Consider the following 25,612-nt stretch of genomic DNA (forward strand, 5'->3'; position numbering starts at 1 on the left):
ATGCTTTCATGGCCCCTAGCGATGCAAGTGGCGAAAGAGAGAGCAAGAGCTGGGTACAGGCAGGTTGTGTGGGATCTGGGGAGTATGAAGAGCAATGAACAGGGGCCCTGCAGGGCCCCATGAGTATTCAGGCGTCGGATTCCTGCGGCAAGGCCCGGGCCTTGCCACGGCGCCTTGGCATCATACGCTTCACCAGATTGCTGCGCTGGCGCCAGGAGGTGAACAGGATGGCCAGCAGGTGCAGCGCTATCATGCCCTGCAGGGCCCAGGTACACCAGACGTGCCAGTCGTCCGCTCCCAGCTCGAACCCCATCTCGGTATTCTGGAACCAGCCGGTGCCGGCGGTGGCCAGGATCAGCAGCCAGAGCGTCCAGACCGCCAGCTTGCCGCTGCCGTGGTGACCGGGGGCCGGTGGCGTGCGCTCGCGCAGCTCCACCACTTGCTGGCGAAAATCTTCCCGGCTTGGGATGAGGGCTCGCAACCGGGCATGGCCCTTGGCAAACGAGAGCCCCCACGCCAGGCGCAGGCTGATCAGGGCGATGGCCAGGTAACCCAGCCGCTCGTGCCACTCCTCGCCCGTCTCGTTGAGCCAGAGGTTGCCGATACAGATGGCCGCCACACCCCAGTGGGTGAGGCGGACCAGACTATCCCAGTGGAAGGGATCAGCCTTTTTGCTTGGCATATTTGTGGTACTCCTTCTTCAGGTCGTTGACCTTGGCCAGGTGCTCGCGCGCCTTGGCTTCGTCACCCGCCTTGAGGGCTGCCAGGCTGGCATCCAGTTCGGTCTGCACTTCGTTCATGCCTTCCAGGAACTTCTCTTTCTTGGCGGCTGGCATGTTCTTCTGCTTGGCGATGTCGAACTGCGCCTTCATCTCGTTGATGTATTTTTCCATGGTGGCGGCATCGTCGGCCTTGACCGCCTGCTTGTAGTTGAAGCCGATCTTCTTCATCGGCTGTTCCAGCTCACCGGCCATGGCGGGCAGGGTCATCAGGCCAAACATCAGGGGCAGCAACAGGGGGCGAACAGTTTTCAACATGGGATTTCCTTATTTAAACGACATGCTTATCGATTCTATGTGGCTTCTTATGAACCCTTGTTTGGATTCATCACAGGCATGATGCCATGACAGTGCGTGAACTGTTTGTGAATATTGCTGTTTTTTGTCACAAAGGGTAACGGGGAAGGGGGAGATGTAAGGGAGTTGCTGAATCAAGCGAACCAGGCCATTCGAGCCATCTGCCGGGCTGCGCGACCGCGAGATAACGCCGGATAAAGAGAGGGCCCTTGCGGGCCCTGTTCATTACTGCTGCTGTTCACGCTCGATGGCGCGCCAGCCGATGTCGTGACGGTAGAAGACGCCGTCCCACTTGATGCGACCCGCCAGCTGATAGGCCCGCTTTTGCGCCTCGGCCACGCTGTGACCGAGGGCCGTGGCGCACAGCACGCGGCCGCCGGCGGTCACCACGGTATCGCCTTCCAGCTGCGAGCCGGCGTGGAATACCTTCTCGCCGCTCGCCTCTTCCACCGGCAGGCCGCTGATGGGCTTGCCCTGCTGGTAGTCGCCGGGGTAGCCGCCCGCCGCCAGCACCACGCCGATGGCGACGCGGGGGTCATAGATGGCTTCGACCTGATCCAGCTTGCCGGCGCAGGCGGCCAGGCAGAGCTCCACCAGATCGGAGCGCATGCGCAGCATGATGGGCTGGGTCTCGGGATCGCCGAAGCGGCAGTTGAACTCGATCACCTTGGGGTTGCCCTGGCCGTCGATCATCAGACCGGCGTAGAGGAAACCGGTGTAGACGTTGCCTTCGGCCGCCATGCCGCGCACCGTCGGCATGATCACCTGCTCCATCACCTTGCGGTGCACGTCGGCCGTGACCACGGGGGCGGGGGAGTAGGCGCCCATGCCGCCGGTGTTGAGGCCGGTATCGCCATCACCGACTCGTTTGTGATCCTGGCTGGTGGCCATCGGCAGCACGTGCTCGCCGTCCACCATGACGATGAAGCTCGCCTCTTCCCCGTCCAGAAACTCCTCGATCACCACCCGGGCCCCGGCGTCGCCAAAGGCGTTGCCGGAGAGCATGTCGCGGACCGCCTCTTCCGCCTCGCTCAGGGTCATGGCAACGATGACCCCCTTGCCGGCGGCCAGGCCGTCAGCCTTGATGACGATGGGGGCGCCCTTCTCGCGCAGGTAGGCCAGCGCCGGCTCCACCTCGGTGAAGTTCTGGTACTCGGCAGTCGGGATGGCGTGGCGGGCCAGAAAATCCTTGGCAAACGCCTTAGATCCTTCCAGCTGGGCGGCGGCGGCGGTCGGGCCGAAGATGGCCAGCCCCTCGGCGCGGAATGCATCGACTACCCCTTTCACCAGCGGCGCTTCCGGCCCGACGATGGTCAGACCGATGCGCTGCTCCTTGGCAAACGCCAGCAGGGCCGGGATGTCGGTGGCCGAGATGGCCACGTTCTCGATGCTCCCTTCATGGGCGGTGCCGGCATTGCCGGGGGCGACGAAGACCCGGGTCACCAGGGGGGATTGCTTGGCCTTCCAGGCCAGGGCGTGTTCACGGCCGCCGTTGCCAATGATCAGTACTTTCATCGTATCGCTCGCTTCTATTCGGGGTCACTGGCGGGCCAAAAGCCTGCGCCGGTGAAAATAGCCAGGTGAAAAGAGACAACAAAAGGGCCGCCGACGGCGGCCCTGATCCATCAGTGACGGAAGTGGCGCATGTTGGTGAACAGCATGCACATGCCGTGTTCGTCGGCGGCGTCGATCACCTCCTGGTCGCGCATCGAGCCACCGGGCTGGATGACGCAGGAGATGCCGGCGGCCGCTGCGGCGTCGATGCCGTCGCGGAACGGGAAGAAGGCATCGGAAGCCATGACGGAGCCCGCCACGGTCAGCCCTTCATCCTCGGCCTTGATGCCGGCGATCTTGGCCGAGTAGACGCGGCTCATCTGGCCGGCGCCGACGCCGATGGTCTGGCCGTCTTTGGCATAGACGATGGCGTTGGATTTGACGAACTTGGCCACCTTCCAGCAGAACAGCAGGTCATTCAGTTCGGCCTCGGTGGGCTGACGCTTGCTGACCACGGTCAGATCCCCGAGCGTCACCATGCCAAGGTCGCGCTCCTGCACCAGCAGGCCGCCATTGACGCGCTTGAAGTCAAAGCCTTGCGCCGGCGCGGTCCACTGACCGCACTCGAGCAGCCGCACGTTCTGCTTGGCGGCGACCGCGTCGCGGGCCGCCTGGCTGACGGTGGGGGCGATGATCACCTCGACGAACTGACGCTCGACGATGGCCTTGGCGGTGGCGCCATCCAGTTCACGGTTGAAGGCGATGATGCCGCCAAACGCGGAGGTGGGGTCGGTCTGCCAGGCGCGCTCGTAGGCACTCAGCAGGTCGCTGCCAATGGCCACGCCGCACGGATTGGCGTGCTTGACGATGACGCAGGCCGGCTGGTCGAACTCTTTGACGCACTCCAGCGCCGCGTCGGTATCGGCGATGTTGTTGTAGGAGAGGGCCTTGCCCTGCAGCTGGATGGCGCTTGCCACCGAGCCCGGTGCGGCCTGCTCCTCGGCATAGAAGGCGGCGGCCTGGTGGCTGTTCTCGCCGTAGCGCATGTCCTGCTTCTTGATGAACTGGCTGTTGAAGGTGCGCGGGAAGCGGGACTCTTCGTCACCCTCCTTGTTGTCACCGTAAGAGGGAACCATGGTGCCGAAGTAGTTGGCGATCATGCCGTCGTAGGCGGCGGTGTGTTCGAAGGCAGCAATGGCCAGATCGAAACGGGTCGCCAGTTTCAGGCTGTTGCCGTTGCCATCCATCTCGCGGATGACGCGGTCATAGTCGGCAGCCTTGACCACGATGGCCACATCTTTGTGGTTCTTGGCGGCGGAGCGAACCATGGTCGGGCCGCCGATGTCGATGTTCTCGACCGCATCTGCCAGGGTACAACCGGGCTTGGCGACGGTCGCGGCGAAGGGATAGAGGTTGACCACGACCATGTCGATGGGGGAGATAGCATGCTGGGCCATGATGGCGTCGTCTTGCTCGCGCCGGCCGAGAATGCCGCCGTGGACCTTGGGATGCAGGGTCTTGACCCGGCCATCCATCATTTCAGGGAATCCCGTGTAATCGGAGACCTCGGTCACCGGCAGACCGGCGTCGGCCAGCAGCTTGGCGGTACCGCCGGTGGAGAGCAGGGCCACGCCACGTTCGTTGAGTGCCTTGGCAAATTCCAGGATGCCAGTCTTGTCAGACACACTCAGCAGTGCACGGCGAATGGGTCGAGCTTGTTCCATCACACTATCGTCCTCAGCATAACGGGGACCGTTCCATGGGAGGCGAGGCTCAACACAGAGAGTCCCCAAATAAATGGAAGTGGGGGATTTCGCAAACCGCTCTCGCCTGAAAAACCTGCCGACAGGCAAAAGCGTTTTAGGAAATGCCCGCTTGACGCGACGCTCTCTTGTGGGCGCGTATTCTACACAAAAAATGTGACCCGTGGTGGATTTTTTAAAGTGACAAAGCCTTGTCTGGTGCGGTGTTAAACGTTTTCTGGTTGGTTTTTGTGAAACGTTTGTCTTTTCAGTCTCTTGATGGCAAAAGGGTGGCCGCGTCCCCTTTCCTGCTGCCGGCTGGCAATCGCCGGGCAAAGGGGCGATAGTGGGGGCCGGTTGTGGCTGTGTGGCAAATTCAACGGGAGAAAAGGCATGTATCGGATCGGGGAGCTGGCCAAGGCGTGCGGGGTGAAGGCGGATACCCTGCGTTTTTACGAGAAGAATGGTCTCATCTCGCCAGGCATTCGCAACGAGTCCGGCTATCGCCTCTATGGCGAGCAGGACAAGCGGCGGCTGGAGTTCATCATCCGCGCCAAGTCGGTGGGGTTCTCGCTGGCCGACATCGGCGAATTGCTGGATCTCGATACCAACAAGGCCAAGGTCACCTGTCAGGAGGTGAAGGCGGTGGCCGACACCAAGCTCGAACAGGTGGAGCAGAAGATCGTCGAGCTGACCCGTTTTCGCGACAACCTGCGCGAGCTCTCCAACATCTGCTGCGGCGGTCCGCGCTCGGCGGAGCACTGCGCCATCCTCGAGACGCTGGAGTCCGGCGCCCCCTCCCGTCATGAGCACCACGACCATGAGCACTGAGCTGCGCCGGCCCCGGGTATCCGCCTTTCTTGCCCTCTCCCTCGACGGCTTCATTGCCGGGGAGGGGGGCGATCTGGCCTGGCTTGAGCCCTACAACGGCGACTCCCAGGAAGAAACCGGCTACAGCGCACTGATGGCGAGCGTTGATACCCTGCTGATGGGGCGCAACAGCTACGATACTGTGCTCGGCTTTCCCGAGTGGTTTTATGGTGACAAGCCGGTGGTGGTATTGACCCACAGACCCGCCGCTCCCCGTGAGCATGTCTCCTTTCGGCAGGGGGCGCTGGCGCAGGTGCTGGACGAGCTGTGGCAGGCGGGCAGCCGCCATCTTTATCTGGATGGCGGCGAGGTGGTCAGGCAGGGACTGCAGGCCGCGCTGGTGGACGAGCTGATCCTGTTCTGGGTGCCGGTCACCCTGGGGGGCGGGGTGCCGCTCTTTGCAGGGCCGCTGCCCGGCGCGCTGGTGCCGGTGTCGAGCACCGTGCTGCCAAGCGGGCTGGTACGGGTTGTCTACCAACCGGCCTGAGGATCCCGCCAGCCCCCTTGCAGGCGGGCCGGGAGAGGCGCACAATCGGCACGTTTTTTCGCCGTCAGCCCCGGTTCTGTGGTGGCTGGGGCGATGGGCAAACACACAACCGCATCAAGGAGCCGATATGGCCAAGAAGAAGGTGACCCAGGTCACCACCGAGCCCGCCTGCGAACATCAGCGCGGCATCATTCAGGACAACCACCTCAAGGCACTGGTGACCTCTCCCCTGTTCCAGGCCCGGGTCGAACCGAGCAAGAAAGGCAAGGGCAGCTATCAGCGCAAGGCCAAGCACGGCAAGCGGTGGGAGCCCGGCCAACAGCAGATGGTACGCGTCTGCTGCTGAGCGGGTTCCTGCCGCAAGGCATCAGCTAAAACAATCAGGGCGCCAATGGCGCCCTGATTGTTTCTCTATTCGTTGGTGCTGATTCACTCTCTTGCCGCAAGAGAGTGAACCCGTGCTCATTCGTCCATAAAGAGCTGGAGCAGCACGTTGAGATAGCGATGGCCGAGGGGGGTGAGCTGCCAGCTGTCGCCGAGATCCTCGATCAGCTCCTTGCTCTGGGCGATGGTCAACATGGTCTCTACCCGTTCCAGCCCAAGGCCAGTGTAGGCCTCGAACTCCGCCTTGGGGGCCGGTTCAAACAATCTGAACCGGTTCATGAAGTACTCGAGCGGCAGATCGTCCGCAGTCACTTGCCACTGCTCGTCCAGATAGGGGCGGCTCGGGTCCAGATAGCCTTTCGGGTGTTTCACCTTGGCGGTGCGCAGGATCTGCGGGTTGGCAAGATCCGTCACCTTGCCGTGGGCGCCGCAGCCGATCCCCAGATAGTCGCCGAAGCGCCAGTAGTTGAGGTTGTGGCGGCACTGGTAGCCCGCCTTGGCATAGGCCGAGATCTCGTACTGCTGATAGCCGTGGGCGGTGAGCATGGCGTGGCCCTGCTCGTAGATGTCCCACAGGGTGTCATCCTCCGGCAGGGTGGGCGGCTTGGAGGCGAACGCCGTGTTCGGCTCTATGGTGAGCTGATACCAGGAGAGGTGCGGCGGCGCGCAGTCGATGGCCTGCTGCAGATCCGAGAGTGCGTCCGCCAGGCTCTGATCCGGCAGGCCGTGCATCAGATCCAGGTTGAAGGTGGGCAGTTTGATGGCGTGAGCCAGCTCGGCGGCCTTGCGCGCCTCTGCGGGCCCGTGAATGCGGCCGAGCCGGGTCAGCTTCTCCTGCTGGAAGCTCTGCACCCCGATGGAGATGCGGTTGATGCCGGCCCGCTGGAAGCCGGCGAACTTGTCCGCCTCCACCGTGCCCGGGTTGGCCTCCATGGTGATCTCGCAGTCCGCGGTGAGTTCAATGCGCGCGCGCACCCCGTCCAGCAGCGCCTGCATGGCCTCGACGCTCAGCAGGCTCGGCGTGCCGCCACCGATAAAGATGGAGGAGAGGGGGCGCCCCTGGGCCCAGTGCAGGTCTTGCTCCAGATCCTCCAGCAGGGCGGCCACGTACTCGAGGTGGGGCAGCTCCCCCTTCTGGGCGTGGGAGTTGAAGTCGCAGTAGGGACACTTCTGGACACACCAGGGCACGTGGATATAAAGGGAGAGGGGCGGCAATTGCAGCATGGGGTTTCCAGTGTTCAAAAAATCATCAGGGGTCGGGTTGCCCTTGTCGTCGATGACAACGGGCCGGGGCGCCGCGAACGAAACGGGGGCCGACGGCCCCCATTGTAGATGACAACGCGGCGGGAGACAGCGCTTTAGTTGACCGCCGCCAGGGCCGCTTTGAGCTTGGCCAGCGCCTGGCCGCGATGGCTGAGCTGGTTCTTGAGCTCGGCCGGCATCTGGGCCGAGGTGCAGTCGTGATCGGGCACGAAGAACACAGGGTCATAGCCAAAGCCGTGCTGGCCGCGCGGCTCGTCGATGATCATCCCTTCCCAGCTGGCCTGGCAGATGATGGGGGTGGGATCGTCGGCGTGGCGCATGTAGACCAGCACGCACCAGAAACGGGCGCTCTTGAGATACTCGGGGGCGCCTTTCAGCTCGCCCAGCAGCTTGTCGATGTTGTCCTTGTCGCTGGCACCCTCACCGGCAAAGCGGGCGGAGTAGACGCCGGGACGGCCGTGCAGCAGATCCACTTCCAGGCCGGAGTCGTCGGCAACCGCCGGCAGGCCGGTGATGCGGGCGGCGTGGCGGGCCTTGATGATGGCATTCTCGACGAAGGTGGTGCCGGTCTCTTCGGCATCGGAGACCGCAAACTCGCTCTGTGGGATCACCTGGATCTTCATATCGGCCAGCATGGCGGCCAATTCCTTCACCTTTTTCTGGTTCCCTGTTGCCAGGACAAGCTTGTTCATCGAGCACCTCCGCAAAAATAATCAGCGCATTCTATGCGGGGCTGGCGCCCAGGAAAAGCGCCAATTGCCCTGGATCACCCTCACCGGGGTCATGGCAAGATGCGGATAAAATGAATGTTTCCTGAATGGAATAACAGAAGTGATTAAATACCATTTCAATTCATTACTGTGAGCCAGTAGACTCGCGCCCCAATCTATTTTCCCCATGCCACGAGGTGACTGATGCCATTGATTCTTTTGCTTGTCCTACTGGTGCTGTTCAGTCCGCTGGCCATCGACATCTACCTGCCCGCCATTCCGCAGATGGCCGAGCAGCTGGGGGCCGAGGTGACCCTGATGCAGGGCACCATCACCTGGTTCCTGTTCAGCATGGGACTGGGACAACTGCTGGTGGGGCCGCTGGCCGATCGCTACGGCCGCAAGCCCATCGCCCTTGGCGGTGTGCTGCTCTACGGTCTGAGCGCCCTGGGTGCCGGCTTTGCCGCGAGCCTGGGTGAGCTGATGCTGGCGCGGGTGCTGCAGGGTTTTGGCGCCTGTGCCACCTCGGTGGCTGCCTTCTCTGTGGTGCGTGACAGCTACGGCCCCAAGAAGAGCGGTCAGATGATCTCCTACCTGAACGGTGCCATCTGCTTTATTCCGGCGCTGGCCCCCTTGCTCGGTGGCTGGCTCACCGCCAAGGCGGGCTGGTCTGCCAACTTCTGGTTCATGGCCGGTTATGCGGTCATCGTCGGTAGCTGGCTGCTGTGGCGGATGCCGGAGACCCGTCCGGAAGAGACCAGCAGCAGCGGCCCGCTCATCAGCTGGTCGCGCTACAGCCCGGTGCTGCGCTCCCCGAGCTTCCTGTTCAACGCGACGCTGTGCATGCTGGCGATGGCGGTGATCCTGGCCTATGTCACCGCGGCGCCGGTGCAGCTAATGGTGAAGCTGGGGCTGGACATGAGCGGCTTCAGCTACTGGTTCACCGCCAACGCGGCACTCAACATCCTGGCCTGCTTCCTGGCGCCCCGTTTCATCGCCAGAGTGGGGCCAAGACGCACCCTGCGCATCGGCCTGCTGGTGCTGCTGCTCTCCGCCATCGCCTTGACCCTGGCCATGCACATCGAGCATCCGCTGGCCATGATGGGCCCGGTGTTCCTCTCCAGCATCGGCTTTGCCATGATCCTGGGCGCGGCCGCCGGCATGGCGCTGGCACCGTTCGGCCACTGCGCCGGCACCGCCGCCGCCCTGCTCGGTCTGTTCCAGATGAGCGGTTCCGGCGCGCTGGTGGGCTTCATCGGCGTGCTGATGCACGATCCGCTCAGCCAGCTGGCGCTGCACATGTGGCTGCTGCTGCCCCCCCTGCTGATGCTGATGACCCGCCAGGGCCGGCGCTTGTGTTTGCAATAAATCCTGTGCTCTGATGGGCACACTCAGGGGGCCTTGGGCCCCCTTCTCTATTTGGCAGGCAAGGGTTTGCCTGCACCCCGTGACACAGCTACCCGTGGAGAAAACCGGATGAGCCACACAATCAATGCCGCCCTGGTGGGCTACGGCTTTGCAGGCCAAACCTTTCACGCCCCGTTTCTGACCAGCACGCCCGGGCTCTCCCTCGGCTGGGTGGTGAGCCGCGACGCCGCCAAGGTGCAGAGCGATCTGCCCGGTTGCCGGGTCGGTTCGCTGGCCGAGGTGCTGGCGGACCCGTCGGTCGATCTGGTGGTGATCGCCACCCCCAACGACACCCATGCCCCCATCGCCCGTGAGGCCCTGCTGGCCGGCAAGCACGTGGTGATCGACAAGCCGTTCGCCCTGGATCTGGCCGAGGCGAAGGCGCTGGTCGAGCTGGCGGAGAAGCAGCAGCGGTTGCTCAGCATCTTCCACAACCGGCGCTGGGACGGTGACTTTCTCACCGTACGCCGCCTGCTGGCGGAAGGAGAGCTCGGTCAGGTTGCCCAGTTCGAATCCCACTTCGATCGCTATCGTCCCGAGGTGCGCCAGCGCTGGCGCGAGGCGGGCGGTCCGGGTTCCGGCCTCTGGTTCGATCTCGGCCCCCACATCCTCGATCAGTCGCTCCAGCTGTTCGGTCAGCCGGACTGGCTGCAGGCGGATCTGGCCCAGCAGCGCCCCGGTGCCCTGGCGGATGACTACTTCCACGTGGTGCTCGGCTATGGCGAGATGCGGGTCGTGCTGCACGGCAGCTGCCTGGTGTCGGCCACCATGCCGCGTTTCGTCATCCACGGCAGCGAGGGCTCCTTCATCAAGTTCGGCATGGATATGCAGGAGGAGCAGCTCAAGCTCGGCAAGCGGCCGCCGGCGGCAGACTGGGGGGTGGACAACGAACCCGGCCAGCTCAGCCGGATCCGCGACGGTCAGCTGCAGCAGCAGAGCGTGGCTGGCGAGGCAGGGGACTACGGCGCCTACTATCGCGGCGTCTGCGCCGCCATTCGTGGGGAGGGCGACAACCCGGTGCCGGCCGGCGAGGCGCTGGCGGTGATGGCGCTGCTGGACCTGGCCCGCGACAGCGCCCGCGAGGGCAAGCGGTTGGCTTGTCAGATCCTGTCTGATTGAGGCGCAGTCCGCGCGTGGTTGCCGGCACAATGCAATAGCCGTTTATTGCCAGCAACCACGGGGCTTGTGGCGTTTTATTGTACAAAACTGCGCCATTTACAGTGTTTTGTATTAATGTTTGTCGTTGTAGTAGTTCTTTTCATCCAGCCAACGAGAAAATATCATTGTGATACTCGTTTTCATTGGGCGCGTATGGGGATATATTTCGCGCGCCTCTTGGCTCCCGGCATATGGGTTTTTCACCGGGTGAAAGGACGCACTGTGATGGTTGTACCAACCATCTCTCCATATTTTTCTGAGGGTATGCACATGAACAAAGTACTGGTAGCCGGTATCCTGGGTCTGATGTTGACCGCTTGTGGTCAGAAAGAAGAAGCCGCCGCTCCGGCCGCTACTCCGGCCGCCGACGTTGCTGCAACTGTTGAGAAAGCCGCTAGCGAAGCCACCTCTACCGTAGAGAAGGCCGCTTCCGAAGCGACTGCAACCGTTGAGAAGGCTGCCGCTGACGTAGCCACCAAGGCGGAAGCCGCAGTGAGCGATGCCAAGGCCAACTAAGCCTGCACCTCATCTGAAGAACGGGCCCGAAGGCAACTTCGGGCCCGTTTTTTTATGCCCGTTCCCCGCCTTTGACGGGATTCTTGCCGGCCCGAGAACCGGCTAGAGTACCGGGTTGAGGCGCGCGGTGAGGATATGATCCTCCCAGCGGCCGTTGATCATCAGGTAGTCTTTGGCGTACCCCTCCCGCTCGAAGCCGAGCCGCTCGAGCAGGGCGCCACTGCGCTGATTCGACGGCATGTAGCCGGCCATGATGCGGTGCAGGCCGTGTTCCTGGAACAGGTAGTCGATGCCGGCCTCGACGATCTCCTGCATCAGTCCCTGCCCCTGGTGGGCCTGGTCGATGGCGTAACCCAGATGGCAGGCCTTGAAGGCGCCCATCAGGATGTTGGTGAAGTTGCAGGTGGCGATCACCTGCTCACCATGGGGATCGAGCGCCACCAGATGCACCCCGCTGCCATTGAAAAACTGGCCATAGCTGTCGCGCAGCCGGCCGTGCCAGTGGCTCAGGGTGTAGAAGCTCTCGTCCCGGCTGGGCTCCCAGGGGGCGAGGTGGGCGCGGTTGCGCAGATAGAAATCCAGCATCAGATCGGCCCGCTCGGGGGGCAGTATGGTGAGCTGGCAGCGGGCCGTACACAGGTGTGGCAGTGCCATCAGTGATCCCTCTGCCTGAGCCACTCATCGCGCAGCAGGCTGTAGTGAACGTGATCCACGATGCGGTCGGCCAGCCGCTCGGCACGGCGGGTGATCCCCTCCTGCTGCATGCCGAGGCGCTCGCAGACGGCCCGGCTGGGCTCGTTGTCGGTGGCGGCGCTGATCTCCACCTTCTCCATCCCCATCTCCTCGAAGGCGTGATGGATCAGGGCCTGGCAGGTGCGGGTGATGATGCCGTTGCCCTGCCAGCGCTCGGCCAGCCAGTAGCCGATGCTGACCTTGGCCAGTGCCCGGTCGATCTGGTTGTAACCGATGACGCCAACCACTTCCCCCTGATACTCGATGGCGGTGGTCAGCCCCTCGCCACGGGCAAACTTCTCGATGGCGTGGCGGATGAAGGTGGCGCTGTCGGCGGGCTGCTGAATGTAGGGCGGCCAGGGCAGCCACTGGGTCAGGTAGTCACGGTTCTCCCGACACAGGGCAAAGAGTTCGCTGGCCATGTCGGGCTGCAGGAACAGCAGCGCCAGCTCGTCGTCCAGTTGCCATGAAAACATCCGCACCTCCCCTCCAGTCAGGGCCCGAAGCGGGCCGCCAAACCGCCAATGTAGCCAATCAACCCCTTGTACGCCAAGGGTTTTCCATCTGTTCTTGCGCCCCGCCATCCCCATATGGAGGGGCGGTTGGTGGCAGCCAGAAAGCGCCTGGCCATTGTTCGGCTTTTTTTGGTGTTATTCGCCATTTTGAACTCTTCTCACGCTACCAAACAGGGGTAACAGCAGATCCTGCTATGGGTTTGTGCTGCTCTGTCACATATGACAGGCAGCAATCTTGAACGTGCCAACTAGTGTAGGAGCGCCGGGCAACGGACCCGACGTGTAATCTTCATCGACTTAAGGAAAAGACGGATGAACAAAGTCTATTTGGCCGTGGTATTGGCCTGCTGGGGAAGCGCAGCGCTGGCTGCAGAACAGGTGGATGTGCATCAGGTAGCGGGCATTCAGGGGGCACCGAGCGGCGCTGCCGGGGTGAGCGCGCTGGCAGGGGATGGCGAGTTTCGTCAGGTGCGGGCGGTCAAGCTGCCCAACGGTCAGCAGCGGGTACGCTATGAGCAGACCTGGCACGGCATCCCGGTCTGGGGCCAGGTGCTGGTGGCCGAGCAGTCCCTCGGCGGGCAGATAAGCCAGGTCTCTGGCCAGATCCTGCGCCAGATCGATGCCGACGTGGCCAGTCCGACCGCAGCCCTGTCGCCGGCCGATGCCGCCAGCAAGGCACGGGCTGGGGCCAAGGGCAGCAACGAGCGGGTCAAGCTGTTCGTGATGCAGGATGAGGCCGGTCAGGCCCGCCTGGTCTATCTGGTCTCCTGGCTGGCGGCGAGCGACGAGCCGAGCCGCCCCTTCGTGGTGATCGATGCCCAGAACGGCAGCGAGCTCAAGCGCTGGGAAGGGATCAACCACAAGGACGCCACCGGCCCGGGTGGCAACGTCAAGACCGGCAAGTATTTCTACGGTGCCGACTTCGGCCCGCTGCTGGTGGACGACAACTGCCGGATGACCAGCCCGAACGTGGACACCCTCAACATGAATCACGCCACCACGGGCGGCGCCATTCATCAGTTCACCTGCCCGGAGAACACGGTCAAGGAGATCAACGGCGCCTACTCGCCGCTCAACGACGCCCACTACTTCGGCAACGTGGTGTTCGACATGTACCGCAACTGGTACAACACGGCGCCGCTGACCTTCAAGCTGAAGATGCGGGTGCACTACAGCCGCAACTACGAGAATGCCTTCTGGGACGGCAGCCAGATGACCTTCGGTGACGGCGCCACCACCTTCTACCCGCTGGTGAGCCTGGACGTGGCGGCCCACGAGGTGAGCCACGGCTTTACCGAGCAGAACTCCGGGCTGGTCTACTCCGGTCAGTCGGGCGGCATCAACGAGGCCTTCTCCGACATGGCGGGGGAAGCGGCCGAGAACTTCATGAAGGGCAGCAACGACTGGCTGGTGGGCGCCCAGATCTTCAAGGGCAACGGCTCGCTGCGCTACTTCGAGGATCCGACCCGGGACGGCAGCTCCATCGGCCATGCCAGCGACTACTACGATGGTATCGATGTGCACCACAGCTCCGGTGTCTACAACCGCGCCTTCTACCTGCTGGCCAACACCAGCGGCTGGAACACCCGCAAGGCCTTTGAAGTGTTCGTGCTGGCCAACCGCCTCTACTGGGGTGCCAACACCACCTTCGATCAGGGCGCCTGCGGGGTGACCAAGGCCGCGACCGATCTGGGCTACAGCGTGACCGACGTGGCGGCGGCCTTTACCACTGTGGGGGTCAATGCCTCCTGCGGCGGCACCACTCCGCAACCGGGCAGCGTGCTGCAAAACGGGGTACCGGTGAGCGGTCTCTCCGCCGCCAAGGGTGGCAAGCTGAACTTCACCATCGACGTGCCGGCCGGCAAGAGCCAGCTGGTTATTGCCAGCAGCGGCGGTACCGGCGATGCGGATCTCTATGTGAAGTTCGGCAGCGTGCCGACCAGCAGCAGCTATGACTGCCGTCCCTACAAGAGCGGCAACGCCGAGACCTGCACCCTGAACTCGCCCAAGGCGGGGACCTGGAACGTGCAGCTGAGCGCCTACAGCGCCTTCTCGGGGGTGACCCTCAAGGCCAGCTACTGAGTCTGAGTCACCGTAATAGAGATAGAGCGCCGGACTTGTCCGGCGCTTTTTTTATGCGGATTTGCCCGCCCAGCGCCGGGCCAGGGTACGGGCGGCCTCCAGCACCCGCTCCTTGGCGGGATTGGGCCGTTTGCCGCTGCGCCAGGCCATCATCACATCCCAGTGATCCGGCGGCAGGTCCACCACGTCCAGCTGCACCAGCCGGCCGAACTCCAGATCCCGGGCGATGGCGAGCGCCGGCATCAGGGTGATGAAGCCGTGTTCCAGCGCCAGCTCCCGCGCTGCGCTGGCGGGCTGGATGGCGTGCAGCGGGCTCGCCACCTGGCGCAGCAGGCGCAACTGCAGGATCAGCTCGTCGCAGCCGGTGCCCCACTGCTGGGGGGCCAGCCGCTCGTTGGCGATGTCCTGCAGGGTCAGCCCCTGCCGCCCGGCCAGCGGATGGGTGGCGCAGGCCACCGCTATGATGGGGGAGCGGTAGAGCAACTCGAGCTGGATGCCGGCGATGGCCGGGCACTTGAGGATGAAGCCGACGTCGGTCTCGCCGGTCAGCAACTCCTGCATGATGATACCGGAGTGATCCGTGTTGCAGCGGATCTCGAAGGTCTCGTCGACCAGTGCCAGCAGCAGGGGGCCGAACACCACGGTCGTCAGGGAGGGCAGGCAGGCGAGCCGGATGCGCGGCAGCGCCGGCGCTCCCTGCATCGCCAGGCGACCCCCCTCCAGCGCACTCAGTGCTGCACTCGCGGCGGGCAGGAACTGCTCGCAGGCCGGGGTGGGGGTGGCGCCGCGCCGATGGCGGCGAAACAGGGGCTGGCCCAGATCCTGTTCCAGCACGGCGATCCGCTGGCTCACCATGGGTTGTGACCAGCCGCGCACGGCGGCCGCCTTGCTGAAGCTGCCGCGATTGACCACATCCAGCAGCAATTGCAGATCGTCGAGGGTCATAGCCATAACATAATCCAATATAAAATATAGCCAGTTGTCGGCTACCACTATATCTGGCGTCCTCCCAGAATAGCAGTATCAATCGTTGTGCTTTGGCATATTGCCATATCGGTTCAGGGGCTCGTTGCACCTTGAGCCCGTTTGGTGACGGCGTCATTCGGGCGATGAGACGAATTAATCGGAATGTCATCAGAAAAGCAGGGGACGGGTAGTCATGGTGGAGCGGGCGAGGCGGTTGGGGCGGTGGTTTTTGGCGTTGGATTCCCTGTTGGTGATCCTGGGATTCTTCGTGGTGATGCCCATGATCAGCCTGCGCTTCGTGGATCAACTCGGTTGGGCGGCCGGGGTGGTCGGGCTGGCGCTGGGATTGCGCCAGCTGACCCAGCAGGGGCTGGGCATTCTGGGCGGCTCGCTGGCGGACAAGTTCGGCGCGCGGCCGCTCATCGTGGGCGGCATGCTGCTGCGGGCGGCGGGGTTTGCCAGCCTGGCCTATGCCCAGAGCGGGCTGGAGTTGATCCTCTCCTGCGTCATCTCGGGACTGGGGGGCTGTCTGTTCGATCCGCCCCGCGCCGCACTGGTGATCAAATTCACCCGGCCCCGCCAGCGGGGGCGCTACATCTCCTTGTTGATGATGCTGGAGAGCGCCGGCGCCGTGGTGGGGGCCCTGCTCGGCAGCTGGCTGCTCAACTTCGACTTCGAATATGTCTGCCTGCTGGGGGCTGGCCTGTTTGTCTGCGCCGCGCTGTGCAACCTACTGATCCTGCCTGCCTACAAGCTCTCGGTGCGACCGACCCCGATCCGCGCCGGTCTCGGCCAGGTGCTGGCGGACAAGGCGTTCTGCCGACTGGTGCTGATCCTGAGCGGCTACTACGCGCTCTGGGTCCAGGTGATGCTGATCTTCCCCATTCTGGTCAAGCAGATGGCGGGCACCACCACGGCGGTGGGCTGGATGTATACCCTGGAGACCGCCATCTCGCTGGCGCTGCTCTATCCGCTGGCGCGCTATGGCGAGCGCCACTTCAAGCTGGAGAGCCGCTTGATGGCCGGGGTGCTGCTGATGACCACCGGCATCGGGCTGGTGGCCTTTGCCAACACCCTGCCTGCGGTATTCATGCTGCTGGCCTGCTTCTATCTGGGGATCGTCATCGCGGAACCGGCGCGGGAGACGTTGATGACCAAGCTCGCGCAGCCGGGGGCACGCGGCAGCTACATGGGCTTCAGCCGGCTGGGGCTGGCGCTGGGGGGCATGACGGGTTACGTGGGGGGCGGCGCGCTGCATGACTACGCCATGCTGCAGGGTCAGCCCTGGTTACCCTGGCTGGTGCTGGGCACGGTCGGGGTGACGACGCTGTTGCTGCTGGTGAACTGTTTTCACCGCGAGCCGAGTCTGGCGCGGGTCAACATCTGACGGGCAATAAAAAACCGGCCGCTGGGCGGCCGGTAAAAAATACAGTAGGCAATTCAGGGAAGACTTAGAAGTTGTACTGCAGGGCCACGGCGACCACGTCGTCGGTGTTCTTGCCCAGCGAGTTGGTGTGGGTACCGTTGACGTTGTCCAGCAGGTTGATCTTGTAATCAACGTAGGCGTTGAAGTTGTCGGTGAAGTTGTACCAGGCACCGATGGAGACGTACTCGGTGGCGGTGTCATCGATGCCGCGAGCGTTGTCCTTCACGTCGGTACGCAGGTAGGCCAGGGACGGCTTGAACTTGCCGAAGGCGTACTGGGCGACGGCTTCGTAGCCATCCATCTTCTCGGCGTAGCCGTTGAAGGTGCTGACGTACATGTGGTCTTCACCGTGGGAGTAGGTGGCAGCCAGGTAGAGGTCGCCGACGGCGTACTTGGCACCGACACCGTACAGTTTGGCGTCGCGGTCACCACCGAAGGCGGCGTTGGCGGCCTGCTCGTCGGTCTTGCCAGCCTGGTTGTAGGCGGTACCCAGGCTCAGGCCCATGTCGAAGTCATAGTTGGCGGACACGGCGAAGCCCTCGGTGGAACCTTTTGTCCAAGAAGTGGGGGAGCGATCGGCGTTCTGCGGATCGTTGTTGCCGGTGAACTGGGCACCCAGGGTCAGGCCCTGATAGGTGTAGATGTACTGGGCCAGGCCGTTGGTACGACCGGTACCGAACACTTCGGTGTCCTTGCCCAGACCGTCACCACCCCACTCTGGCAGCACGTCGGTGTAGTTGTTCACGGCTTTGGTGAACAGACCATCCTGACGGCCGTAGCTGAAGGCACCGAAACGATCGTGCTTGATGCCGGCGTAGGCATAACGCAGCTCGTCGTTGTCGGAGCCGGAGACCGGCAGGTTGTATTCAGCGAAGCCGAACGCGGTCAGCTCGTTGTCGATCTTGGTTTCGCCGGCAACGTGCAGACGCAGGTAGCTCTGGTCACCTTCAGAACCGTTGTCATCAGTGCCGTAGTACATGCCTTGAGCGCGACCACCGATGTCGAGTTTGGTGTCGTTCTGGTTGTAGACGGTAGCGGCTTGCGCACCACCGGCCAGCAGCACGCTGGAGATGGCCATGGTCAATGCTGTCTTTTTCATTGTTCGTTCCTCTGGTGTAAACACTGTCGGACCTGTGCTCGGCCCTGTTGATCGGTTTCTGTTCCGATGCCCCAGAGTAGATCTGCGAACCTTGATAGAAACTGAAGCGCACAAGGATTAATTAATGATTTGACCTGAAAAGCAGGCATAAAAAACGGCCCGAACAGGGCCGTTTGCGTGTTTGTGGAATTAAATGCTGGTTAGAGCATCATGCCACCGAAGAAGAAGCCCAGTGCCACGGCGATGGCGATGGTGGCGACACCCGGTACGAAGAAGGGGTGATTGAATACCGCCTTGCCGATACGGGTGGAGCCGGTGTCATCCATTTCGACCGCGGCCAACAGGGTCGGGTAGGTCGGCAGCACGAACAGGGCGCTCACGGCGGCGAAGGAGGCGATGGCGGTCAGCGGGCTGACACCCAGTGCCAGAGCGGCCGGCATCAGAGCCTTGGTGGTGGCGCCTTGTGAGTAGAGCAGCATGGCGGCAAAGAACAGTACCACGGCCAGCAGCCAGGAGTACTGGTTCAGCAGGTCGCCGGCGATCAGCTGGATGGTGTCCATGTTGCCTTTCACGAAGACGTTGCCCAGCCAGGCCACGCCCAGTACGCAGATACAGGCGGACATGCCGGACTTGAAAGTCGGCATGTTGGTGACCTGGGTGGCGTCCAGCTTGCAGACCAGGGTCATGATGGTGGCCGCGGCCAGCATGATGCCCATGATGGCGCCATCACGGGGGATCGGCGGGTTGGCGATCAGGCCCACTTTACCGGAGATGGCGGTGGCGTAGGCCATCACGGCCACGATGGCGGCGATGAAGATCCAGACCGACACCTTGGCGTAAGGCTTGAGCTCCAGCTTGGTGGTGCCACGCAGCTTGATCAGCCCCTTGGCCTTGCGCTCCAGGTAGACTTCGTCCTGGTCGAGCGGCTTGCCCAGCATGTTGGCGACGAAGGCGCCGAGGATGCAGGCGATGAAGGTGGAGGGGATGCAGATGGCCAGCAGAGTCAGGTAATCCACGCCAAACGGCTCAAGCATGCCGGAGAAGGCAACCACGGCCGCGGAGATGGGCGAGGCTGTGATGGCGATCTGGGAGGCGATGACGGCGATGGAGAGCGGACGGGACGGACGAATGCCCTGCTCCTTGGCGACTTCGGCGATCACCGGCAGGGTGGAGAACGCGGTGTGACCGGTACCGGCCAGCATGGTCATCAGATAGGTGACGACCGGGGCGGCGAAGGTGATGTATTTGGGGTTCTTGCGCAGGGCTTTCTCAGCCAGGGAGACCAGATAGTCCATGCCACCGGCCAGTTGCATACAAGCAATGGCGCAGATGACGGACGCGATGATCATGATCACGTCCCAGGGGATGTAGGTGACCAGCTGGTCGCTGGGAATTGGCATCCCCAGACCCCAGGTCAGTACCAGTACCCCCAAACCACCGGCAAAGCCGATGCCGATGCTGCCTATCCGGGCCCCCAGATAGATAGCGGCGAGCACGACAAGTAACTCGATTCCAATCATAGCGAACACTCCATTTTCCAGTTTTTTTAGGTTTTATTTGGCAGAAAAGCCAATTCCCGATGGGGCTGGGCAAGACCTATCGGGAACTGACTTTATGGGCCGGGATAAACCCGGCCCATTTGCTCGCTTATACGGTGGCTTCGCGGGTATAACGCTTGGCTTTGTATTGCGGGTTCATCAGGTTCTCGATGGAGAGAATTTCATCCAGCTGCTCGGCGGTCAGCAGGCCGCGCTCCAGCACGACTTCACGGACGTTCTTGCCGGTCTGAGCACAGATCTTGCCGACGATGTCGCCTTCGTGGTGGCCGATGAAGGGGTTCAGGTAGGTCACGATGCCGATGGAGTTCAGCACGTGGTTCATGCAGATTTCCGGGTTGGCGGTGATGCCTTCCACGCACTTCTCGCGCAGGGAGATACAGGCTTTTTCCATCAGGCTCAGGGATTCGAACATCGCCTGACCGATCACCGGCTCCATGACGTTCAGCTGCAGCTGACCGGCTTCGGCGGCGAAGGTGATGGTGACGTCGTTACCGAATACCTTGAAGCAGGACTGGTTGACCACTTCCGGAATGACCGGGTTGACCTTGGCCGGCATGATGGAGGAGCCAGCCTGCATTTCCGGCAGGTTGATCTCTTTGAGTGCGGTACGCGGGCCGGAGGAGAGCAGACGCAGGTCGTTACAGATCTTGGAGAGCTTCATCGCCATGCGCTTGATGGCGCCGTGCAGCATCACGTAAGCGCCGCAGTCGGAGGTCGCTTCGATCAGATCTTCAGCCGGAACATAGGCACGACCGGTGATCTCGGCCAGGCGCTTGATGGCCAGGGCGGAGTACTCGGGCGGAGTGTTCAGGCCGGTACCGATGGCGGTGGCGCCCAGGTTCACTTCCAGCAGCAGCTCCTGGCAACGCTTGATGGACTTGATCTCTTCGCGCAGGGTGACGGCGAAGGCGTGGAACTCCTGACCCAGGGTCATCGGCACCGCATCTTGCAGCTGGGTACGACCCATCTTCAGGATGCCCTTGAACTCGGCGGCCTTGGCATCGAAGGCGGCGATCAGTGCTTCCAGTGCGTGCAGGGTGGTGTCGGTGCTGTTGACCACGGCCACGCGGAAACCGGTGGGGTAGGCATCGTTGGTGGACTGGCACTTGTTGACGTGGTCATTGGGGTTGATGACGTCGTAACGGCCCTTGGCCAGACCCATGATTTCGAGGGCGATGTTGGCCAGTACTTCGTTGGTGTTCATGTTGACGGAGGTGCCGGCACCACCCTGGTAAACGTCGACCGGGAACTGGTCGAAGCATTTGCCGGTGTTCAGCATCAGGTCGCAGGCTTCTACGATCTTGTCAGCAATTTCAGGACGGATGGTACCCAGTTCGCCGTTCGCCAGGGCGGCGGCCTTCTTGGTCAGTACCATGCCGCGGACAAATTCCGGAACGTCAGAAATCTTCTGAGTGCTGATCTTGAAGTTCTCAACGGCGCGCAGGGTATGCACACCGTAGTAGAGATCGTTGGAAACTTCTTTGGTGCCCAGCAGGTCTTCTTCAATGCGGACGTTCTTGATGTCGCTCATTGTAATGCCTCAGAAATCAGATAAATGGAAACGATCCTCACCGAGTGGTCGCGAGTTCCTTACGCACGGTTCATCCTGAAGCACCACACATCGAGTGGGGCGGTTGGGAGCTTTTTTGCTCCCTTAATTACTGGCGTCGATATTACCCCAATTGAGGTATCTGATATTAGACCTGGATCACTAAATTTGAGACAACCTCAAATAACTTGTGGTCATTAAACAGATATTGCAATCAACCGATTTACTTTGACAGAACAATGACTTCAATCACAGTCTGGCAGACCGGTTTTTCTGTGGATCCGGCGCCTCGTCACCCTGTGGACTTGAAAAATGCGCGTCACCCCCCATTTTAATCAACAGGAACCGATACCATGGCGGGTTGGCAACGGCATCAGCGGTTGTCGCACTTCGCCAGCGGTTCATTCACATTCATCCGCACTGAGGTTGTTATGGGCAAGTTGTTTCTATTGTTGGTCGGTCTGGTGGTGCTTGAGCTCACCGTGATGATCGAAGTCGGCTCCGTGATCGGTGCCTTGCCGACCGTCGGCTTGCTCATTTTGACGGCGGTGCTGGGCTCCTCTCTGGTGCGCAGCGAAGGGATCAAGACCCTGTTCAATGCGCAGCAGAAGATGCAGCAGGGGGAGATGCCGGGACGTGAGGTGATGGGGGGCATGATGCTGGCGCTGGCCGGTCTGCTGCTGATCATCCCGGGTTTCGTGACCGACTTCTTCGGCATCCTGCTGCTACAGCCCTGGCTGCGCAACAAGCTGGCCGACAAGCTGATCGGCAGCAACCAGTTCAAGATGCAGATGGGCGGTTTTCAGGCCCGTCAGCAGCCGTTTGACGAGGTGCCGGGCAATGACCAGCCGGGTCAAGCTCCGCGCAGCGGCACCACCATCGAAGGGGAGTTCGAGCGCAAGGAGTAACTGCTGCGCTTACTTTCCTGCCATCAGGGCCTGCCCTGATGGCACAACTGCTCGAAGCGGTGGCGGGCATACCACCAGGCCAGAGTGCCCGCCGCCAGATTGGCCACGAGAATGCCCAGATAGATCCCCTGCTCCCCTCCCAGTTTCGCCCCCAGCCAGGCCCCTGGCAGCAAGAAGACAAACAGCCGCAACCCGTTGAACAGGAAAGAGACGCTGGAAGCCCTCACGCCATTCAAGGCGGACGCGAGCAGCATCACCATGCCCTGAAAGCCGTAGCCGATGGGCACCAGGTGCAGATAGAGCACGATGAGGCGCACTACCTGCGGATGACTGCTGAACAGCTCGGCGATGAAGGGGGCCAGCAGCCAGGTCAGCGCGTATACCGCCAGCTGGAACAGCAGGGCAAAGCGCATGCAAAACTGCAGCGCCGCCTTGGCGCGGGCCGGGTTGCCCGCCCCGCAGTTTTGCGAGATGAAGGGGGCCAGCACGGAGGAGAGCGCCATCATCACGATAAGCAGCAGGGCTTCCACTCTCGATGCGGCGCCGTAGGCGGCCACCACTTCCGTCCCCAGCCCGGCGAAGATGGTCATCAGCACGGCGTTGGCCAGCGGATTGAGCATGTTGGTGAAAGAGGCGGGCACCGCCACGTGCAGCAGGGCGCGCCAGTGGGCCAGCAACTGCGGGCGCGGGGAGAGGCGCCAGCGCAGCAGCCCTTCCCGGTGGCGCAATATATAGAGGCTGACCAGCATGGCCATCAGCCAGGAGAGGGAGGTGGCGATGGCGGCGCCGCGGATCCCCCAAGCGGGGAAGGGGCCTATGCCGAAGATGAGCAGGGGATCCAGCACCCCGTTGACCAGCCCGGCCACCGTCATCACCAGGCTGGGGGTCTTGGTATCGCCGGTGGCCCGGATGGCGGCATTGCCCACCATGGGCAGCACCAGCATGGGGACGGTCAGATACCAGATCAGCATGTAGTCGTAGATGAGGGCGATCAGCTCATCGCTGGCGCCGAGCAACCGGAACAGCGGGTGTATGGTCAGTGCCCCCGCCAGGGCGATGAGGGCGACCAGCAACACGGCCAGAAACAGGTTGTCGGTGGTGATGCGGGCGGCTTCATCATGCTTGCCCTGGCCGAGTGCATGACCCATCACCGCAGAGAGGCCGGCTCCCAATCCCATCGCCAGCGAGGTGACCACGAAGGTTACCGGAAAGGTGAAGCTGATGGCGGCCAGTGCCTGGGTGCCCAGCATGCCGATGAAGAAGGTGTCGACCAGGTTGAAGGCGAGAATGGCGACGATGCCGAGGATCATCGGGCCCGTCATGCGCAGCAATACGGACGTCATGGGGGCGGTCAGCAGGGGATTGGGTCGGGTCACGGGCTCGTCTCTGTACGTCTGGCGGAGTTCTGGCTGCGGGCAGCACAAACCGGTTTCCTGACCGGGACTTCGGGAGATCCATCGAAGACGTTCATAGTACGTGAAAATATTTTTTTTGTATTTGCCCTTGAAGGGTTAACAAACGTGCCCCACATCGGAGACATATCTAATTTGGCCAGGAATGGCCATTCCTCAAAGCAACACAGAGACTCATTTTGGGAGAGTTATCGATGAAAATTCGTCCACTGCACGACCGCGTCATCATCAAGCGCATCGAAGCTGAAGCCAAATCCGCTGGCGGCATTGTCTTGACTGGTACTGCGGCCCAGAAGTCCACCCGTGGTGAAGTTCTTGCCGTGGGGACTGGCCGAATTCTGGATAATGGCGATGTCAAAGCCCTCGCCGTCAAGGTTGGTGACAAGGTGATCTTCAACGAAGGCTACGGTGTGAAGACCGAGAAGCTGGATGGTCAGGACGTACTGATCCTGTCTGAAACCGACATCCTGGCGATTGTCGAAGAGTAATCCACCCTTTCCCCCTGCGAATTGATTGAAGGATTGAAGAAATGGCAGCTAAAGAAGTCAAGTTTGGCAACGAAGCACGCAGCAAGATGCTGGAAGGCGTAAACATCCTGGCCGATGCCGTCAAGGTGACCCTGGGCCCGAAAGGCCGCAACGTGGTACTGGACAAGTCCTTCGGCGCGCCGACCATCACCAAGGACGGCGTCTCCGTTGCCCGTGAAATCGAGCTGGAAGACAAGTTCATGAACATGGGCGCCCAGATGGTCAAGGAAGTTGCTTCCAAGGCCAACGATGCCGCCGGTGACGGTACCACTACCGCTACCGTACTGGCTCAAGCCATCGTCAACGAAGGCCTGAAGGCCGTTGCCGCCGGCATGAACCCGATGGATCTGAAGCGCGGTATCGACAAGGCCGTAGTGGCCGCCGTTGCCGAGCTGCAAGCGCTGTCCCAGCCGTGTGCTGACAACAATGCCATCGCTCAGGTCGGCACCATCTCCGCCAACTCCGACGAGAAAGTGGGCAAGCTGATTGCCGAAGCCATGGACAAAGTCGGTCGTGACGGCGTCATCACCGTTGAAGACGGTCAGGGTCTGGACGACGAGCTGGCCGTGGTAGAAGGCATGCAGTTCGATCGTGGCTACCTCTCCCCGTACTTCGTCAACAAGCCGGAAACCGGTGCCGTTGAGCTGGACGATCCCTTCATCCTGCTGGTCGACAAGAAAGTCTCCAACATCCGTGAAATGCTGCCGGTGCTGGAAGGCGTAGCCAAAGCAGGCAAGCCGCTGATCATCGTGGCCGAAGACGTGGAAGGCGAAGCGCTGGCGACCCTGGTGGTCAACACCATGCGTGGCATCGTGAAAGTCGCGGCCGTCAAGGCACCTGGCTTCGGTGACCGTCGCAAAGCCATGCTGCAGGATATCGCCATCCTGACCGGTGGTACCGTGATCTCCGAAGAAGTGGGCATGGAGCTGGAAAAAGCGACCTTGGAAGACCTGGGCCGTGCCAAGCGCATCGTCATCACCAAAGAGAACACCACCATCATCGATGGCGTGGGTGATGCATCTCTGATCGAGAGCCGTGTGGCCCAGATCCGTCAGCAGATCGAAGAGACCTCTTCCGATTACGACCGCGAGAAGCTGCAAGAGCGCGTAGCCAAACTGGCTGGCGGTGTTGCGGTGATCAAGGTTGGCGCTGCCACCGAAGTCGAGATGAAAGAGAAGAAAGCCCGGGTTGACGACGCCCTGCACGCGACTCGCGCCGCTGTAGAAGAGGGTGTGGTTGCCGGTGGTGGTGTTGCGCTGGTACGCGTGGCCGCCAAACTGGCCGGCCTGCGTGGTGACAACGAAGATCAGAACGTGGGTATCAAGGTCGCTCTGCGCGCCATGGAAGCTCCGCTGCGCCAGATCGTCATCAACGCCGGTGAAGAGGCCTCCGTCATCGCCAACGCGGTGAAGAACGGTGAAGGTAACTTCGGTTACAACGCCTACACCGAACAGTACGGTGACATGCTGGCCATGGGTATCCTGGATCCGACCAAGGTGACCCGTTCTGCCCTGCAGTTCGCCTCTTCCATCGCCGGCCTGATGATCACCACCGAGTGCATGATCTCCGAGCTGCCGAAGAAAGATGCCCCTGCCATGCCTGACATGGGCGGCATGGGCGGCATGGGCATGATGTAATTCAGCCCTGGTTACCAAACGGCTCGCTTTTGCGGGCCGTTTTTTTTATGGCGACTAAACTGAGTCTATTGTCAGTGACTTAATCAGAGGTGA

At 62.0% G+C, this 25,612-nt stretch carries 24 protein-coding genes; 11 read left to right on the top strand and 13 right to left on the bottom strand.

From position 1 onward, the window contains the following. Positions 1-127 precede the first annotated feature (127 nt). From AHA_RS04225 to purH, 4 genes are all read right to left on the bottom strand, one after another. On the bottom strand, positions 128-682 hold the full coding sequence (locus AHA_RS04225; RefSeq protein ID WP_011704784.1) for a cytochrome b/b6 domain-containing protein: 555 nt from the start codon (positions 680-682) through the stop codon (positions 128-130). Continuing rightward, positions 663-1,037: a cytochrome b562 gene (locus AHA_RS04230; RefSeq protein ID WP_011704785.1), complete on the bottom strand. Its 375-nt coding sequence runs from the start codon at positions 1,035-1,037 to the stop codon at positions 663-665. Before AHA_RS04230 ends, AHA_RS04225 begins: the two co-directional genes overlap by 20 nt. 264 nt (positions 1,038-1,301) lie before the next feature. Then, positions 1,302-2,591, bottom strand: a complete 1,290-nt coding sequence (gene purD / locus AHA_RS04235) for a phosphoribosylamine--glycine ligase (protein WP_011704786.1) — start codon at positions 2,589-2,591, stop codon at positions 1,302-1,304. A gap of 110 nt (positions 2,592-2,701) precedes the next feature. Beyond that, positions 2,702-4,294 carry a bifunctional phosphoribosylaminoimidazolecarboxamide formyltransferase/IMP cyclohydrolase gene (purH, locus tag AHA_RS04240; RefSeq protein WP_011704787.1) on the bottom strand — a complete coding sequence of 531 codons (1,593 nt, stop codon included), beginning with the start codon at positions 4,292-4,294 and terminating at the stop codon, positions 2,702-2,704. Positions 4,295-4,705: 411 nt separating this feature from the next. On the opposite strand from purH, the gene zntR reads away from it, so the two are divergent. The 3 genes from zntR to AHA_RS04255 all read left to right on the top strand — a co-directional run bounded on the left by zntR (position 4,706) and on the right by AHA_RS04255 (position 6,015). Next, entirely contained in the window at positions 4,706-5,143 is a 438-nt protein-coding gene (zntR, locus tag AHA_RS04245; protein ID WP_005309469.1) for a Zn(2+)-responsive transcriptional regulator, read from the top strand. Beyond that, positions 5,133-5,669: a dihydrofolate reductase family protein gene (locus AHA_RS04250; protein WP_011704788.1), complete on the top strand. Its 537-nt coding sequence runs from the start codon at positions 5,133-5,135 to the stop codon at positions 5,667-5,669. Before zntR ends, AHA_RS04250 begins: the two co-directional genes overlap by 11 nt. 127 nt (positions 5,670-5,796) lie before the next feature. Beyond that, complete coding sequence (locus AHA_RS04255) at positions 5,797-6,015, top strand: alternative ribosome-rescue factor A (protein ID WP_146061344.1); 219 nt, start codon at positions 5,797-5,799, stop codon at positions 6,013-6,015. Positions 6,016-6,131: 116 nt separating this feature from the next. Here the strand turns inward: AHA_RS04255 and hemW are convergent, their stop codons facing one another. Together hemW and AHA_RS04265 are read right to left on the bottom strand one after the other, a co-directional pair. Beyond that, on the bottom strand, positions 6,132-7,277 hold the full coding sequence (hemW, locus tag AHA_RS04260) for a radical SAM family heme chaperone HemW (RefSeq protein ID WP_011704790.1): 1,146 nt from the start codon (positions 7,275-7,277) through the stop codon (positions 6,132-6,134). Between the two features lie 134 nt (positions 7,278-7,411). Beyond that, positions 7,412-8,008 carry an XTP/dITP diphosphatase gene (locus AHA_RS04265; RefSeq protein WP_011704791.1) on the bottom strand — a complete coding sequence of 199 codons (597 nt, stop codon included), beginning with the start codon at positions 8,006-8,008 and terminating at the stop codon, positions 7,412-7,414. 222 nt (positions 8,009-8,230) lie between these two features. On the opposite strand from AHA_RS04265, the gene AHA_RS04270 reads away from it, so the two are divergent. The 3 genes from AHA_RS04270 to AHA_RS04280 all read left to right on the top strand — a co-directional run bounded on the left by AHA_RS04270 (position 8,231) and on the right by AHA_RS04280 (position 11,107). After that, positions 8,231-9,394 (top strand): multidrug effflux MFS transporter, encoded by a 1,164-nt coding sequence (locus AHA_RS04270; protein WP_024946189.1) that lies wholly within the window; start codon positions 8,231-8,233, stop codon positions 9,392-9,394. A 108-nt stretch (positions 9,395-9,502) separates the two neighbouring features. Continuing rightward, a complete protein-coding gene (locus AHA_RS04275) occupies positions 9,503-10,552 on the top strand; it encodes an oxidoreductase (protein ID WP_011704793.1) in 1,050 nt (349 codons plus the stop codon). A 309-nt stretch (positions 10,553-10,861) separates the two neighbouring features. Further along, a complete protein-coding gene (locus tag AHA_RS04280) occupies positions 10,862-11,107 on the top strand; it encodes a hypothetical protein (protein ID WP_005309486.1) in 246 nt (81 codons plus the stop codon). A 102-nt stretch (positions 11,108-11,209) separates the two neighbouring features. Here the strand turns inward: AHA_RS04280 and rimJ are convergent, their stop codons facing one another. Together rimJ and AHA_RS04290 are read right to left on the bottom strand one after the other, a co-directional pair. Continuing rightward, positions 11,210-11,761, bottom strand: coding sequence for a ribosomal protein S5-alanine N-acetyltransferase (gene rimJ, locus AHA_RS04285; RefSeq protein ID WP_011704794.1), 552 nt, complete (start codon positions 11,759-11,761; stop codon positions 11,210-11,212). Then, a complete protein-coding gene (locus AHA_RS04290; protein ID WP_011704795.1) occupies positions 11,761-12,315 on the bottom strand; it encodes a GNAT family N-acetyltransferase in 555 nt (184 codons plus the stop codon). Before AHA_RS04290 ends, rimJ begins: the two co-directional genes overlap by 1 nt. Positions 12,316-12,666: 351 nt before the next feature. On the opposite strand from AHA_RS04290, the gene AHA_RS04295 reads away from it, so the two are divergent. Continuing rightward, complete coding sequence (locus tag AHA_RS04295) at positions 12,667-14,436, top strand: M4 family metallopeptidase (protein WP_011704796.1); 1,770 nt, start codon at positions 12,667-12,669, stop codon at positions 14,434-14,436. Positions 14,437-14,487: 51 nt separating this feature from the next. Here AHA_RS04295 and AHA_RS04300 read toward each other — a convergent pair whose 3' ends face one another. After that, complete coding sequence (locus tag AHA_RS04300; RefSeq protein WP_024946193.1) at positions 14,488-15,387, bottom strand: LysR family transcriptional regulator; 900 nt, start codon at positions 15,385-15,387, stop codon at positions 14,488-14,490. A 208-nt stretch (positions 15,388-15,595) separates the two neighbouring features. Here AHA_RS04300 and mdtH point away from each other — a divergent pair, with 208 nt between their 5' ends. Next, positions 15,596-16,789 (top strand): multidrug efflux MFS transporter MdtH, encoded by a 1,194-nt coding sequence (mdtH, locus tag AHA_RS04305; protein WP_011704798.1) that lies wholly within the window; start codon positions 15,596-15,598, stop codon positions 16,787-16,789. Between the two features lie 64 nt (positions 16,790-16,853). Here the strand turns inward: mdtH and AHA_RS04310 are convergent, their stop codons facing one another. From AHA_RS04310 to aspA, 3 genes are all read right to left on the bottom strand, one after another. Then, positions 16,854-17,927: a porin gene (locus tag AHA_RS04310; RefSeq protein WP_011704799.1), complete on the bottom strand. Its 1,074-nt coding sequence runs from the start codon at positions 17,925-17,927 to the stop codon at positions 16,854-16,856. A gap of 200 nt (positions 17,928-18,127) precedes the next feature. Beyond that, positions 18,128-19,447: an anaerobic C4-dicarboxylate transporter gene (locus AHA_RS04315; protein WP_011704800.1), complete on the bottom strand. Its 1,320-nt coding sequence runs from the start codon at positions 19,445-19,447 to the stop codon at positions 18,128-18,130. A gap of 127 nt (positions 19,448-19,574) precedes the next feature. Next, positions 19,575-21,017, bottom strand: coding sequence for an aspartate ammonia-lyase (gene aspA, locus AHA_RS04320; RefSeq protein WP_011704801.1), 1,443 nt, complete (start codon positions 21,015-21,017; stop codon positions 19,575-19,577). 449 nt (positions 21,018-21,466) lie between these two features. On the opposite strand from aspA, the gene AHA_RS04325 reads away from it, so the two are divergent. Beyond that, positions 21,467-21,943: an FxsA family protein gene (locus AHA_RS04325; RefSeq protein ID WP_024946196.1), complete on the top strand. Its 477-nt coding sequence runs from the start codon at positions 21,467-21,469 to the stop codon at positions 21,941-21,943. 23 nt (positions 21,944-21,966) lie between these two features. On the opposite strand, the gene AHA_RS04330 is transcribed toward AHA_RS04325, so the two are convergent. Further along, positions 21,967-23,367, bottom strand: coding sequence for an MATE family efflux transporter (locus AHA_RS04330; protein WP_011704803.1), 1,401 nt, complete (start codon positions 23,365-23,367; stop codon positions 21,967-21,969). 182 nt (positions 23,368-23,549) lie between these two features. Between AHA_RS04330 and AHA_RS04335 the strand changes: the two genes are divergently transcribed. Both AHA_RS04335 and groL read left to right on the top strand, forming a co-directional pair. After that, entirely contained in the window at positions 23,550-23,843 is a 294-nt protein-coding gene (locus tag AHA_RS04335) for a co-chaperone GroES (RefSeq protein WP_005309514.1), read from the top strand. 41 nt (positions 23,844-23,884) lie between these two features. Next, positions 23,885-25,519, top strand: coding sequence for a chaperonin GroEL (gene groL / locus AHA_RS04340; RefSeq protein WP_011704804.1), 1,635 nt, complete (start codon positions 23,885-23,887; stop codon positions 25,517-25,519). Positions 25,520-25,612: the final 93 nt, after the last annotated feature.

Source organism: Aeromonas hydrophila subsp. hydrophila ATCC 7966 (assembly GCF_000014805.1).
Classification (GTDB): domain Bacteria; phylum Pseudomonadota; class Gammaproteobacteria; order Enterobacterales; family Aeromonadaceae; genus Aeromonas; species Aeromonas hydrophila.

What these genes read in the sequence shown, in the direction of transcription:
- AHA_RS04225 (WP_011704784.1), bottom strand. Translation starts at nt 682, where the DNA reads ATGCCAAGCAAAAAGGCTGATCCCTTCCACTGGGATAGTCTGGTCCGC.
- AHA_RS04230 (WP_011704785.1), bottom strand. Translation starts at nt 1,037, where the DNA reads ATGTTGAAAACTGTTCGCCCCCTGTTGCTGCCCCTGATGTTTGGCCTG.
- purD (WP_011704786.1), bottom strand. Translation starts at nt 2,591, where the DNA reads ATGAAAGTACTGATCATTGGCAACGGCGGCCGTGAACACGCCCTGGCC.
- purH (WP_011704787.1), bottom strand. Translation starts at nt 4,294, where the DNA reads ATGGAACAAGCTCGACCCATTCGCCGTGCACTGCTGAGTGTGTCTGAC.
- zntR (WP_005309469.1), top strand. Translation starts at nt 4,706, where the DNA reads ATGTATCGGATCGGGGAGCTGGCCAAGGCGTGCGGGGTGAAGGCGGAT.
- AHA_RS04250 (WP_011704788.1), top strand. Translation starts at nt 5,133, where the DNA reads ATGAGCACTGAGCTGCGCCGGCCCCGGGTATCCGCCTTTCTTGCCCTC.
- AHA_RS04255 (WP_146061344.1), top strand. Translation starts at nt 5,797, where the DNA reads ATGGCCAAGAAGAAGGTGACCCAGGTCACCACCGAGCCCGCCTGCGAA.
- hemW (WP_011704790.1), bottom strand. Translation starts at nt 7,277, where the DNA reads ATGCTGCAATTGCCGCCCCTCTCCCTTTATATCCACGTGCCCTGGTGT.
- AHA_RS04265 (WP_011704791.1), bottom strand. Translation starts at nt 8,008, where the DNA reads ATGAACAAGCTTGTCCTGGCAACAGGGAACCAGAAAAAGGTGAAGGAA.
- AHA_RS04270 (WP_024946189.1), top strand. Translation starts at nt 8,231, where the DNA reads ATGCCATTGATTCTTTTGCTTGTCCTACTGGTGCTGTTCAGTCCGCTG.
- AHA_RS04275 (WP_011704793.1), top strand. Translation starts at nt 9,503, where the DNA reads ATGAGCCACACAATCAATGCCGCCCTGGTGGGCTACGGCTTTGCAGGC.
- AHA_RS04280 (WP_005309486.1), top strand. Translation starts at nt 10,862, where the DNA reads ATGAACAAAGTACTGGTAGCCGGTATCCTGGGTCTGATGTTGACCGCT.
- rimJ (WP_011704794.1), bottom strand. Translation starts at nt 11,761, where the DNA reads ATGGCACTGCCACACCTGTGTACGGCCCGCTGCCAGCTCACCATACTG.
- AHA_RS04290 (WP_011704795.1), bottom strand. Translation starts at nt 12,315, where the DNA reads ATGTTTTCATGGCAACTGGACGACGAGCTGGCGCTGCTGTTCCTGCAG.
- AHA_RS04295 (WP_011704796.1), top strand. Translation starts at nt 12,667, where the DNA reads ATGAACAAAGTCTATTTGGCCGTGGTATTGGCCTGCTGGGGAAGCGCA.
- AHA_RS04300 (WP_024946193.1), bottom strand. Translation starts at nt 15,387, where the DNA reads ATGGCTATGACCCTCGACGATCTGCAATTGCTGCTGGATGTGGTCAAT.
- mdtH (WP_011704798.1), top strand. Translation starts at nt 15,596, where the DNA reads ATGGTGGAGCGGGCGAGGCGGTTGGGGCGGTGGTTTTTGGCGTTGGAT.
- AHA_RS04310 (WP_011704799.1), bottom strand. Translation starts at nt 17,927, where the DNA reads ATGAAAAAGACAGCATTGACCATGGCCATCTCCAGCGTGCTGCTGGCC.
- AHA_RS04315 (WP_011704800.1), bottom strand. Translation starts at nt 19,447, where the DNA reads ATGATTGGAATCGAGTTACTTGTCGTGCTCGCCGCTATCTATCTGGGG.
- aspA (WP_011704801.1), bottom strand. Translation starts at nt 21,017, where the DNA reads ATGAGCGACATCAAGAACGTCCGCATTGAAGAAGACCTGCTGGGCACC.
- AHA_RS04325 (WP_024946196.1), top strand. Translation starts at nt 21,467, where the DNA reads ATGGGCAAGTTGTTTCTATTGTTGGTCGGTCTGGTGGTGCTTGAGCTC.
- AHA_RS04335 (WP_005309514.1), top strand. Translation starts at nt 23,550, where the DNA reads ATGAAAATTCGTCCACTGCACGACCGCGTCATCATCAAGCGCATCGAA.
- groL (WP_011704804.1), top strand. Translation starts at nt 23,885, where the DNA reads ATGGCAGCTAAAGAAGTCAAGTTTGGCAACGAAGCACGCAGCAAGATG.